Origin of the sequence: Amphritea sp. 1_MG-2023, assembly GCF_030547545.1 — a bacterium.
Taxonomy (GTDB): Bacteria; Pseudomonadota; Gammaproteobacteria; order Pseudomonadales; family Balneatricaceae; genus Amphritea.
On record NZ_JAUOQE010000003.1, the window covers coordinates 73,401 to 85,801 of the forward strand.

At 47.2% G+C, this 12,401-nt stretch carries 9 protein-coding genes; 3 read left to right on the forward strand and 6 right to left on the reverse strand.

What is annotated here, in order from left to right; translation table 11 throughout:
• The first annotated feature begins 688 nt into the window (after positions 1 to 688).
• Entirely contained in the window at positions 689 to 1,660 is a 972-nt protein-coding gene (locus tag Q4488_RS03105; RefSeq protein ID WP_303578997.1) for a zinc transporter ZntB, read from the forward strand.
• Here Q4488_RS03105 and Q4488_RS03110 read toward each other — a convergent pair.
• Both Q4488_RS03110 and Q4488_RS03115 read right to left on the reverse strand, forming a co-directional pair.
• Entirely contained in the window at positions 1,657 to 2,811 is a 1,155-nt protein-coding gene (locus Q4488_RS03110; RefSeq protein WP_303578998.1) for a DUF3095 family protein, read from the reverse strand. The two genes, Q4488_RS03105 and Q4488_RS03110, sit on opposite strands and share 4 nt — an antisense overlap.
• Before the next feature lie 242 nt (positions 2,812 to 3,053).
• Positions 3,054 to 3,806: a zinc ribbon domain-containing protein gene (locus tag Q4488_RS03115; protein ID WP_303578999.1), complete on the reverse strand. Its 753-nt coding sequence runs from the start codon at positions 3,804 to 3,806 to the stop codon at positions 3,054 to 3,056.
• 374 nt (positions 3,807 to 4,180) lie between these two features.
• Here Q4488_RS03115 and Q4488_RS03120 point away from each other — a divergent pair, with 374 nt between their 5' ends.
• Together Q4488_RS03120 and Q4488_RS03125 are read left to right on the forward strand one after the other, a co-directional pair.
• Entirely contained in the window at positions 4,181 to 4,927 is a 747-nt protein-coding gene (locus Q4488_RS03120; protein WP_303579000.1) for an MBL fold metallo-hydrolase, read from the forward strand.
• Between the two features lies 1 nt (position 4,928).
• Complete coding sequence (locus Q4488_RS03125; protein ID WP_303579001.1) at positions 4,929 to 5,561, forward strand: hypothetical protein; 633 nt, start codon at positions 4,929 to 4,931, stop codon at positions 5,559 to 5,561.
• A 116-nt stretch (positions 5,562 to 5,677) separates the two neighbouring features.
• On the opposite strand, the gene gyrB is transcribed toward Q4488_RS03125, so the two are convergent.
• Genes gyrB through dnaA form a run of 4 tightly spaced genes read right to left on the reverse strand, consistent with a single transcriptional unit; the run spans position 5,678 to position 11,941 of the window.
• On the reverse strand, positions 5,678 to 8,104 hold the full coding sequence (gene gyrB / locus Q4488_RS03130) for a DNA topoisomerase (ATP-hydrolyzing) subunit B (protein ID WP_303579002.1): 2,427 nt from the start codon (positions 8,102 to 8,104) through the stop codon (positions 5,678 to 5,680).
• 19 nt (positions 8,105 to 8,123) lie between these two features.
• Positions 8,124 to 9,212, reverse strand: coding sequence for a DNA replication/repair protein RecF (gene recF, locus Q4488_RS03135; RefSeq protein WP_303579003.1), 1,089 nt, complete (start codon positions 9,210 to 9,212; stop codon positions 8,124 to 8,126).
• 42 nt (positions 9,213 to 9,254) lie between these two features.
• On the reverse strand, positions 9,255 to 10,358 hold the full coding sequence (dnaN, locus tag Q4488_RS03140) for a DNA polymerase III subunit beta (protein WP_303579004.1): 1,104 nt from the start codon (positions 10,356 to 10,358) through the stop codon (positions 9,255 to 9,257).
• A gap of 29 nt (positions 10,359 to 10,387) precedes the next feature.
• Positions 10,388 to 11,941: a chromosomal replication initiator protein DnaA gene (dnaA, locus tag Q4488_RS03145; RefSeq protein ID WP_303579005.1), complete on the reverse strand. Its 1,554-nt coding sequence runs from the start codon at positions 11,939 to 11,941 to the stop codon at positions 10,388 to 10,390.
• Positions 11,942 to 12,401 lie beyond the last annotated feature (460 nt).

Sequence of the window (12,401 nt, forward strand, 5' to 3'; positions counted from 1 at the left end):
CTTCGATAAACATCGGATGAGGGCGCTACCGGCGTATTTTAAAACGCACCTCAGCAGCGCTAGCCACTCTTGCGATAGGAAAGACGCTATTGAGTCAGCACCACGACGAAAAAGGTTTAGCGAAATAAACAAATACTCACTCATTCATCGGTGACCGCCTTCGGTGACGACACTGATGACTAAGCTCGTTCGAATACAGCAATCGCGACAGTGAACCATCATGACAAGTCAGACTCACGGACCAATGAAGCCGTGAAGATTTTTGATGTTCGACTAATGATTGCAAAAGGCTAGCTATTGCAACCGACTAGTTATTTCAACTAACTCACAGTACATACCCCATGCAGCGTATTGAGACATCGAAACAACCGTTAATGATATATAAAAAAGCAGATTCACCTAAAAACTGAGGCTCTGAAATGCCATATAATCGCTTTTTAAGGTGATGCTAATGCAATTCAATGGCTTATCAATAAAACCCAACAGGGGCGATATTAAGCAGCTTAGAGAAGAGCCCTAAAATCAACAGTGTCATCCCTGGCTGAAATTTCACCCAAACGGCCGCGATTCAGGCCTTTTAAGCCAACATCCTATTAACCACTGGTATAAGCGACTTTAGCGCTGCTATTCTGTCAATCAAATACAAGGCGGCCTAATCACCGTCAAGCCTGCTGAGTTCGAGACGCTTATGAAAAATACCGGATTGGTTTATGGTTATTCTCTGGATGGAAAGGGTGGGGGGGAGATACTCACCGTTGACGATATTTATCACCCCTTACCCAACGATAGAGTGAACTGGCTTCATTTTGATTATACCCATGCTGAGACGCAACAATGGATCACCGAACACAGTCAGCTTGATCAAGTGGTCATTGATGCGCTACTCACCGAAGAGAGCCGGCCTCGCTCAACGCAGGTCGGTGATGGTTTATTGATCGCCTTACGGGGCGTTAATCTCAGCCCCGATTCTGATCCTGAAGATATGGTGGGCATTCGTATATGGATCGATAAGCATCGCATTATCAGTACACGTCGGCGACATATGTTGGCAGCCAAAGATATGACCGAGACTCTCGCGGCAGGAACGGGGCCAATCAGCTCGGGCGATTTTTTAGCGATGCTCTCGGCAGCGCTGATGGTACGTATGCAAGATACCATCAACGATACCGAAGATTCTGTCGACTCTATCGAAGAGGAGTTAGTCAGCTCCAGCAGCTACGATCTCAGAAACAAGATCTCAGCCGTGCGCCGCATTGTAATATCGCTACGGCGCTACCTCGCACCACAGCGCGATGCGCTCATACAAATGCATCAAACCCGCGTGTCATGGCTGACCGAAGCAGACAAACAACAACTGCGTGAAGTAACCGATACTCTCATCCGCTATATTGAAGATCTCGATTCCGCGAGGGATCGTGCCGCCGTCGCTCAGGAAGAGTTGACTAATCGGCTCGCCGAACAGATGAACAACCGCATGTATCTTCTCTCCTTGGTTGCGGCGGTGTTTTTACCACTCGGCTTCCTAACCGGCTTGCTGGGTATTAATGTCGGCGGTATGCCTGGAGCAGAAGACCCCTCAGCCTTCTGGATCGTCAGCGGCTTTATGTTCATTACCGTAGCGGTGCAGGTATGGTTATTTAAACGTAAAAACTGGTTTTAATCGGTCACTTTAGCGAGCCTAGCACTAAGGGCGTTCTTTAGTTTCTTAGCCGCTAGGGCATAACCACCATCCGTGCCATCGACAAAATGCAGATGTCCGCCATCGGTCATGCTTTCAACATAACAGGTCATCTGCGCAGCGTCAGAGACCTGTATGCCGTAGGAAACTTGATCTGCTAGACTCGCCGAATGCAGATACTGCTCTATTGCCTGATACTGATTTATGGAACAGTTAAGCACCATTCTCAGCGTGTCATCAAACTTTTTAAAATCGCAATGTAGCGGCGTGTGTTCGATATATTGCTTGACGCTAGGTATCAGCTTAAACAACCCCAAATTGAAGAATGGCACCGCCATGAAGATGGCAAAAATCTCTTTAATAAAAGCACGGTTAAAGCCACCATCAGAGATCTTAATCTGCCGCTTTAAGTTTTCCAATACGGAATAATAGCGTGCATTTTCCATCCGTACTGGGTTCGCATTTTCAAAAGAACCAAGAATACGCTTAAGCTGGGTAATAACTTCAGGTAGTACTCGATTGTCGTCCTCAACCGGCTGAATCAAGATCGACAACGTCACTCCTTTACCCGATGGGATCGGCTTCCAGCGGCAAGTCAAACCCGCAAAAATCTCAGTACTCTCAAAGCGTGCCGCAGGTTCACAACGATACATTGAATCGCTTTTCAGTAATGTTTCTGCCAGCGATATGCCACCACCTTTAAACATCGCCTGCGCGATCCCAATGCCCGATACGTATTTTGCAACCTGTAGCTCTTTACCCCTCGAACGCAGCTCTTTTACCGACACCATCCCCGTATGAAGTTCTAAATTAAAAATCTCTTTGGCGTAATAACTCAGTGACTGCAACACCTTAAGTGTTGCCTCGCGCAGGCTTTTGTTAATTAACACCACCGCGCCATCACCGCCAAAAATAAACGGCAGGTCATGATCAACTAAATTGAGATGAGCCGTAATCGCCGCCGCACCAATAAAATTAACATCGCGATAATTACCTTGCTCTATCGCTTCGGTTGACCCGCGCACATCGACCACTGATACATACCAATCATCGGGCACAGAACAATAGACGCTGTCATCAACAAGCTGAGAGATATCCGTAAAGCCGGATAACTGACAATAAAAGTCTTCCATCGGTGAGCGCCATTACATCATTAGAAGGCACCATCTTCGGTGAGAAGAGCAGGGCAGACAAGCGCTATACCCACCACTTTGTTGATTGCCGATAACAAACTGATAAAGAGCTTAGATTAGATGGGAATAACTTGAGGGGTATAAATGCAGCTAAATGAATCGCTGATTGGCATACGCGTAACGAAAAAACGCATACTTAAACTACTAGGCTAGGTATGCGCTTAGATACATTTAATCGATGTTTAGCAGTTTTCAATCGCGCTAGTTAGCTGCTGAATGACCTTTTTAATATCACCCGCTTTCGTATATAGCACCATCTTCGCACCACCCACTCCCGTAATGGTGAGTGCAGCCTTACGAGATAAAAAGCCCAAACACAGCAGTGCGCCTCCGACGATATAGAGTACAGGAACGTTGTACTGATCTGCTGCCACAAGCGCGCCGACGCCAATTAAATAGAGCCATATATGGCTGAAATATGACGCTTGGCTAAACTCAGCAATCCTTACTGGGTTAATAGAGAAGTGCATATCCTGGAAAAAATTGCGGCCTTGATACACCACTAATTTGTTAGGATCGACGACCTGATGATAACGCTGAGTCACCTTATCCATATCTTCATCAACGTCTGTTACATTACCCGTGCTCGCAATTCTTCCGGCATCCGTGTGAATAAAGGCCAGCACAAAGAAACCCACAACGGTAACCCCAACAGCTAAAGGCCACTCCATCTTTAACCAAGCATAAACAACCACAGCGAGTATCGGTACGCCAATTAAAAGATAAACCCAGTTACGGGTTTTTAAACAAGAGAGTGCGGCAATTTCAGCCAGCACTAAATTAGCGCCACCGGCTTTAAAGATCTCCGCTTTTTCTGTTTTAACCGCTTCAGTAACAACAGCCTGAGTGGCCGTTAGCGGATGACCGCAGGATGGACACGCAACAGCAGCATCTGAAATCTGTTTACCGCACTCGTAACAAGCGACTAAAGCCATAACTTTTCCTTAAAATAATGTTACCCAATGATGGGGATATAAACCTCATCAACGTAGCAGTTTGTGCACTGCGGAACAATATCCCGTGAAGGGGAGAACAAGATAAATTAGGAAGACTTACGCCTACTTGCGTTACGTCACTGTTTTTATAAGATCAAACCAAACAGGCGCAAAGGATAGCGGCAACAGCTGCCAGCGATTAAGTCATAACTTAACCGGACTGGCAGCCACCAATCTATGTTCGTTATTGCAATCAAAGCACCGATAGCGATAATCAAGTACAGATCTGACTGACTTAGGGCGGCCTCGATCTGCAGCTAAGTGCCTCTTTTCTTAATAGCCTCACCCATATAATTTCATAAACAGAAAAACAGATGACCAAGCAATCAGGATCAAACACACCGAATAGCTTCAGTCTACTGGTGCTAGGCGTTGCCGGCGGGGCAGGCCATATTTACAACGGCAGTTGCAGCAGTAGTTTTGTTATTCTAAAAAATGACCAACCTATTTGCCTTGTCGATCTAGGCTTGGGGGTTACCCGCACACTCAGTAGCTATGGCTACACACTGCCCGACACTCTCATTATCACCCATAACCACACCGACCATGCCGGTGAGTTACCCGTGGTTCTGCGAGTTGAAGCGGCACAAGATCGACTACTTAATATTGTCGCCGCCGCGCCGGTATCAGAAAGACTTCAACAGCACCGTATGGCCGAACACGCCGAACTTTTTCAACCGGCCGAATTGGCCAACTGGTTAACCGCTCAAGTCGAAACCCCGATACCATTGACCGATGGGCTGGATATTAGCTTTCATGCCGCCAAACACTCGGAGCTCTGTTATGGTTTCGTGATCTATCGTGATGGCACTCCGCTAATCGGCTATACCGGCGACAGTGGTTATTGCGCCGAGCTATATGAAACAGTAGCGGATTGTCGCGTTTCAATCTTTGATGCTCGCCCCAAAGGAAATCCCTGGCACGCAGGCCTTGATGAAGTAGCACCTTTTTTGACCGAACAGACTTATATTATCGGCCATGATCTCGATGCCGAGCAGACCCCAACAGACAGTCAACTGTTAAAGCCCGGCCAGCTAATTACAATCCCAGAGAGCGATTAAGATGCCATTTGCAGAACTTGTTAAGTTAATTATTCAAGGCATCTATATGCTGTCTCCCTATTTTTGGGTCGATAGTTATCTGAAAAAGCGCGAGTTCCAATTTCAGGAGGGCAGCGAGGAACAGAAAAAATGGCGCAGTTGGCGGTTACTGATTTCTGAAAAATACATTGTCTACTGGTTATTCGCCGCCATCGCACTGTTTATATTAACCCCGATATTGCCTCAGTGGACGGCAGGGTTATTACTGCTCAGAGCCTTAGGCATCATCAATAAAGAGCTCGGCGTAATTCTATTTGGCACCTGTAAGATAACCGAAGGCACAATGGTGGCTGCCTCGGGCAGAGTGATCGTGCTGGGATTGGTCAACTTTCTAACTGGCATGTTCCTCTTTGTTAGCGCCTATGCGCTGATCTGCTCGTTTGAAGCGATACCGGCCTACACCGAACTCAACCTGCCACTGTGGGCGCTCATACAGGGGATGAGTGTGCAATTTACCCTCTCCAACGCTTTCCCACCGGCCGATCTATTAACCTGGTTTATCACCTTATTCCACAGCGGTTTCTGCTTTATGTTTGGCACCATCGTGATCTCGATGTTCGTCTCACTGCTGAATATTCAGCCATTACAAAAGTAAGCGGCGATAGAAGAAGGGACTGCTCGTTTAAAGCGCATTGAGAATGAGTATCCAAAAAAAAGCAGCCAATTGGCTGCTTTTTAGTCTTAGTTCACACTAAATCAGGTAAAAACCTATCAAATATCCAAGTTGGATACGTTCAGCGCATTGGTCTCGATGAAATCACGGCGCGGTTCTACTTCATCGCCCATCAGGGTGGTGAAGAGCTGATCGGCGGCAATGGCATCATCGATAGTCACACGTAGCATACGGCGCTGTTCGGGATCCATGGTGGTTTCCCATAGCTGTTCTGGGTTCATCTCACCCAGTCCTTTATAGCGCTGAATGTAATAGCCGCGCTTAGACTGTTCCATCAACCAGTTTAGGCCGGTAGTAAACTCGGTAGTAGGGAGTGTCCGTTCACCGCGTTTAAAGTAGGCGGTTTCTTCTAGCAGACCCTCGAGAGTATCACCCAGATTGGTTAATGCGGTGTAATCTTTCGATTCAAAGAACGACTGATCGAAGGTGTAGTTGTGGCTAACACCGTGCTGCACTACATTCACACTCGGCAGGTAGGTGCCTTGACGTTCGGGATCTTCCGCCGCTGATGACGTAAACACATCACCGCCGTCGAGACTGTCACCGAGATCATCACACACTTTATCGATCCATTCGGCAACGGTCTGCTCATCGCTTAGCTGATCCAGCGTCAAGCGTGGGGTATAGATCATCTGTCGCAAAATTTGTTCAGGATAGAGACGTGACAAACGCGCCAGCATCTTATCAACCGCACGATAACGATTCACAATCTCTTCAAGGCCGGTGCCGCTAATCGCTGGCGCATCGGCATTCACATGCATCGATGCGTTTTCTAGCGCCCCTTGTAGAAGGTAGTTTTCCAACGCTTCATCATCCTTAAGGTATTGTTCTTGCTTACCTTTTTTGATTTTGTAGAGCGGTGGCTGAGCAATAAATACATGCCCACGTTCGATAATTTCTGGCATTTGCCGGAAGAAGAAGGTGAGCAGCAGGGTACGGATGTGTGAACCATCCACGTCGGCATCGGTCATGATGATGATGGAGTGGTAACGCAGCTTATCCGCATTAAACTCTTCGCGTCCAATGCCTGTACCTAGGGCCGTAATCAGGGTGCCAACTTCGGCGGAGGCCAGCATCTTATCGAAGCGGGCTTTTTCAACGTTAAGTATCTTACCTTTAAGCGGCAAAATCGCTTGAGATTTACGGTTACGACCTTGCTTAGCAGAACCGCCCGCAGAATCACCCTCCACCAAGTAAATTTCAGAGAGGGCGGGATCTTTCTCTTGGCAGTCGGCGAGTTTACCGGGCAGGCCGGCGATATCCAATGCCCCTTTACGACGCGTCATTTCACGGGCTTTACGCGCCGCTTCACGGGCACGGGCGGCATCGATCATCTTCGAGACGACGGCTTTAGCATCCTGTGGATTTTCTTGCAGGTAATCATTCAGCTGTTCATACATCGCTTGCTCTACCGCGGTTTTCACCTCGGAAGACACCAGCTTATCTTTGGTTTGCGATGAAAACTTAGGATCAGGCACTTTCACCGAAACAATAGCGGTCAAACCCTCACGGCAGTCATCACCGGTGGTGGCTCCCTTGGCGTTCTTGTTGAGCTTCTCTGCTTCAATGTAGTTGTTCAGGGCGCGAGTGAGGGCAGTACGAAAACCCGAGAGGTGAGTACCACCGTCACGCTGAGGAATGTTGTTAGTAAAGGAGTGAATATTCTCCTGATAGCTGTCGTTCCACTGCATCGCTACCTCAACACCCACACCATTTTCATGCATCACGTTGATATGAAACATTTTATTCACGGAGGTTTTATTGGTGTTAAGGAAATCTACAAACGAGCTCAGGCCGCCTTCATAGGCGAACAGTTCCTCTTCACCGCTGCGTTCATCTTTCAGACGAATAGCAACGCCGGAGTTGAGGAAGGAGAGTTCTCGCAGGCGTTTAGCCAGAATATCAAATTTGAATTCTAACTGATTGTGGAAGGTCTCTTCAGAGGGCCAGAAACGCACGGATGTACCTGATGTTTCGGTCTGACCGACCACTTTCAGAGCTTCATCCGGTACCCCGTGACGGTAAGTCTGCTCATATACATCACCTCTACGGCGAATCGTTAGCCTAAGTTCGGCGGAAAGAGCGTTAACCACTGACACACCCACACCGTGCAAACCACCGGACACTTTATAAGAGTTATCATCGAACTTACCGCCGGCATGTAGCACGGTCATAATAACTTCAGCCGCGGAGACACCTTCCTCTTCGTGCAATTCGGTGGGAATACCCCGACCATTATCGGAAACGGTGACACTGTTATCGGGGTGAATCACCACTTTAATTTCGCTACAGTGGCCAGCCAGGGCTTCATCGATTGAGTTATCCACAATCTCGAAAACCATATGATGCAGACCAGTACCATCGTCGGTGTCGCCTATATACATTCCCGGGCGCTTACGAACCGCATCCAGCCCTTTTAGGACTTTAATACTGGAAGAATCGTATTCCTGATTTTCGCCGCTCATTCAGATCTCCTGGCTGTACTTACTGAGTGCTAAACGCACCCTCTTGTATATTGAAAAAACGTAATTCGGCTTGGTTAGACCAATAACCGCTGAGCGCATCTTTATCCACACTGGTGATAAAGCATTGACTCGCCGCCTTCTCTAAATAATGACAGAACAATCGACTATGATGCTGATCTAGTTCTGACGGAAGGTCATCAATCAGATAGATGCAGGCCCGACTGTTCAACTTGTAAAACAAAACGCCCTGCGCTAGCTTGAGGCTGCTCACCACTATCTTCTTCTGTCCTCTTGAGAGACGTTCGGCAGCGGTGTGGCCATCAACTTTGAGGCGCAGGTCAGCCCGTTGTGGTCCAGCGCTGGTATATCCCTGACGCAGATCGCGTTCAAAGTTATCATCCAGCACCTGATCGAGGCCGCGTTTTTTGTCCCATCCGGAACTAAAACTAAGATCGATGCTAATGCCATCCAGCAGATCAGCAAGGATCACATCAAATTCGGGTTTCAACGCTTCAATATACTGTTCGCGAAGCGTATTTAGCTGTTCAGCATAGGTAATAAATTCTTGGTCCCAAACCGCCCGAATACGTTGCTCAATTTTACCATACTTCAGTAGAGAATTTCGTTGTTTTAATACCCGCCTAAAGCCCCGCCAAAGCCTTATAAATTCAGGATTTGAATGAAATGAGCCCCAATCTAAAAACTGTCGTCTAATCGCTGGGCTACCTTCCAAAATCATAAAGGTTTCGGCATTAATGACCTGAATCGGTAATAGCTCTGCCAAGGTAGTGATATCGATATTATTGCCGGCATAACGGATACGACAATCGCTCTCTAGAGTGCGCTCGACACCCAACGGCTGACTCATACCGATACCCATCGCATCGAGCTGAGCAAACACCGTGCATTGCTGTGCGCCACTCTGAATGAGGTGATTCAATTTATTGGTACGAAAAGAACGGCATAACCCCAACAGGTGAATCGCTTCCAAGACACTGCTTTTGCCGCTGCCATTGGGGCCGTGAATGATATTGATACCGGGTGAGGGCGATAGGCTCAGCTCGCTCAGATTGCGAACCGCTTGAATATTCAGTTGGGTTATTGGCATATAAAGGAGGGTAGAAGTAGGGGCCTAAGGCCCCTGACAGGATTACATCCGCATCGGCATGACAACATAGAGAGAGTTGGCATCATCGAGCCCCTCAATCAATGCACTGCTGTTTGAATCGGCTAACGTGAAACGCACCACCTCAGAACTCACGATCGATAACACATCCAGCAGATAATTTACGTTAAAACCGATCTCCAACGTGTCGCCTTCATAATCAACCGCAACGGTCTCTTCTGCTTCTTCTTGCTCTGGGTTATTCGCCATCACTTGCAGATAACCGTTAGTCAGAGACAAGCGCACGCCACGGTATTTTTCGTTCGATAGAATCGCGATACGGCTAAACACCTGACGCAGTTCTTGACGCGTACCCAACATAAACTTATCGCCACCTTGTGGGATAACGCGCTGATAATCGGGGAACTTGCCGTCAACCAGTTTAGAGGTAAAGGTAAAATCACCGGCATGCGCACGGATATGATTGGCACCCACCACCAGTTTTACTTCATCATCACCACTTTGCAGCAAACGCGCCAATTCAAGAATACCTTTACGTGGCACGATAAACTGATGATTCGCTGGACCATTGGTATCAACTTCCGCCACGCTAGTGGCTAGACGGTGGCCATCGGTTGAAACAGCGCGAAGGCTATTTTCAGTGATTTCCAGCAACATACCGTTAAGGTAGTAACGCACGTCTTGCTGCGCCATCGAAAAACCGGTCTGATCGATCAAATGACGTAACTGACTCTGCAGTACATTGAGCTCGAATGATTCAGGGCTATCCTCAACATTCGGGAACTCAGCCGCGGGCAGGGTAGAGAGAGTAAAACGGCTGCGACCCGCTTTAATGACCATCTTTTGGCCTGTCAGAGTCAACTCGATCTGGGCTGAATCTGGCAGAGATTTACAGATATCCATCAGTTTCCGAGCCGGCACAGTGATCGACCCCGCTTCAGCAGGCTCATCCAACTGCACCCGACCCACCAATTCGACTTCCAGATCGGTGCCAGTCATCGATAACTGATCACCTTCAGCAACCAGCAGGATATTGGAAAGCACTGGCAAAGTCTGACGACGTTCCACTACCCCTGCAACTAGCTGCAACGGTTTAATTAGCGCTTCTCGCGAAATAACAAATTTCATCTTTTGCTACCCTTAATTGATCAGACTCTTTACGCCGTCAGATGACGTAAAAGGTTCTGATAATCCTCTCTTATATCCGTATCGGTCTCACGCAGCGAAGCTACTTTACGACAACCATGCAATACTGTTGTGTGATCCCGTCCACCAAACGCATCACCAATCTCAGGTAAACTGTGATTGGTCAGCTCTTTCGACAAGGTCATAGCAACCTGTCGCGGTCGGGCTACAGAACGACTGCGCCGTTTCGAAAGTAGATCCGATACTTTGATCTTATAATAATCGGCGACAACCCGCTGAATATTATCAATACTAACCTGTTTATCCTGCAATGCCAGCAGGTCTTTGAGTGATTCTTTAATAAAAGGCGTGGTTATTGCGTTACCGGTGAAGTGAGCATTTGCAATCACTCGCTTCAATGCGCCTTCAAGCTCCCGTACGTTGGAGCGAATTTTTTGTGCTAAGAAGAAAGCAGAATCATCCGGCAGACGTACCTGCGCTTCTTCCGCTTTTTTCATCAGAATCGCCACGCGGGTTTCCAGCTCTGGCGGTTCAATGGCGACCGTTAAGCCCCAGCCAAAACGAGATTTGAGTCGTTCTTCAACACCATTAATCTCTTTTGGATAACGATCGCTGGTCAGAATCATCTGCTGCCCACCCTCTAACAACGCGTTAAAGGTGTGGAAAAACTCTTCCTGCGAACGCTCTTTACCGGCGAAAAACTGAATATCATCGATCAACAGCGCATCCACTGAACGATAATAGCGTTTAAAGTCATTAATCGCGTTCAGCTGCAACGCCTTCACCATATCGGCAACAAAGCGTTCGGAGTGCAGATAGACAATCTTCGCTTTCGGATTGCGCTGCAGCATCTCCATACCCACCGCATGCATCAAGTGGGTTTTACCTAAACCAACACCACCATAGATAAACAGTGGGTTATAAGAGCCACCTGGGTTATCCGCCACTTGCTGTGCCGCCGCCAGTGCCAACTGATTGGATTTACCCTGCACAAAAGAGTTAAACGTAAATGACTGATTCAGATTAGATTGATGTCGCACACTGCCTTCAACATTGACATTACGAGAAGGCGAGCCAGACATCGTCGTCGGTGGCGTTATAATTTCACGATGATTAATCGGCTGGAAACTACTGTCATCAATCGCCAGCTGATAAGGGGGATTTTCTTCTACTGGCGGATTTAGCGGCGCGACCGTTTGAGAATTGAGCGCTGCAGGGGACGAGGTAAAAGACTCTGCTGCCGCGAAATGGTTGTCTACCCGACGCGCTGGCGCTGGCGGAGGTGCAGGACGAGCCGGCCGTTGTGAAAAGCCCTTACCGCGTCCAGCAATATCAATACTAACCGTCGCCGAGATATTACCACTCACGGCATTAACGACTTCGCTAATGCGCTTGAGGTATTTATCACTCACCCAGTCTTTAACAAAACGATTAGGCGCTAGCAAAACTAAGCCAGCATCAGACTCCGAAGACACCTTAAGAGGCCTGATCCACGTATTGTATTGTTGTGAGGGGAACTCAGCCTGTAGATTTTGAAGACACTGTTCCCACAACTCAGCCGGCATCGCTAGTCCTTAAACATCCTTAATGATCACTCTATAGTAAGACGCGCTATATAAGTGATCTCAAGAATGAGATCATATACATAAAAATTATCAGCAGATAATACCTTGTAACAGCCTGCTTATCCACAGTTACAAGCAATCTGTTGCTAATTTCTTTTTATTCTTATTTTTCAGCAACTTAGAATAATAATTACATATTTTACCGGAAATCAGCCGAGCGTTTAAAAACTATCCATACCTTAAATACAGTTAATATTCAGACCTATCAACAGGCTATATAATTGATATTTATTTGATTTTTTAAGTTAATAACAATTATACCTACAGATTCAAATTAAAAATGACCTGTTTTTAGCTGCAGCCCAGACACCCTCTAATTTTCGCTGATTCAGCTTTTTTAAATTTATTGCCTGTTAAGGTTTGCAATACCAATATGTTTTCCCTATAATTTCGCGTCTGT

Coding starts and splice junctions, on each gene's coding strand:
- Q4488_RS03120 (WP_303579000.1), top strand. CDS start 4,181: ATGACCAAGCAATCAGGATCAAACACACCGAATAGCTTCAGTCTACTG.
- Q4488_RS03105 (WP_303578997.1), top strand. CDS start 689: ATGAAAAATACCGGATTGGTTTATGGTTATTCTCTGGATGGAAAGGGT.
- Q4488_RS03115 (WP_303578999.1), bottom strand. CDS start 3,806: ATGGCTTTAGTCGCTTGTTACGAGTGCGGTAAACAGATTTCAGATGCT.
- Q4488_RS03125 (WP_303579001.1), top strand. CDS start 4,929: ATGCCATTTGCAGAACTTGTTAAGTTAATTATTCAAGGCATCTATATG.
- dnaA (WP_303579005.1), bottom strand. CDS start 11,941: ATGCCGGCTGAGTTGTGGGAACAGTGTCTTCAAAATCTACAGGCTGAG.
- gyrB (WP_303579002.1), bottom strand. CDS start 8,104: ATGAGCGGCGAAAATCAGGAATACGATTCTTCCAGTATTAAAGTCCTA.
- Q4488_RS03110 (WP_303578998.1), bottom strand. CDS start 2,811: ATGGAAGACTTTTATTGTCAGTTATCCGGCTTTACGGATATCTCTCAG.
- dnaN (WP_303579004.1), bottom strand. CDS start 10,358: ATGAAATTTGTTATTTCGCGAGAAGCGCTAATTAAACCGTTGCAGCTA.
- recF (WP_303579003.1), bottom strand. CDS start 9,212: ATGCCAATAACCCAACTGAATATTCAAGCGGTTCGCAATCTGAGCGAG.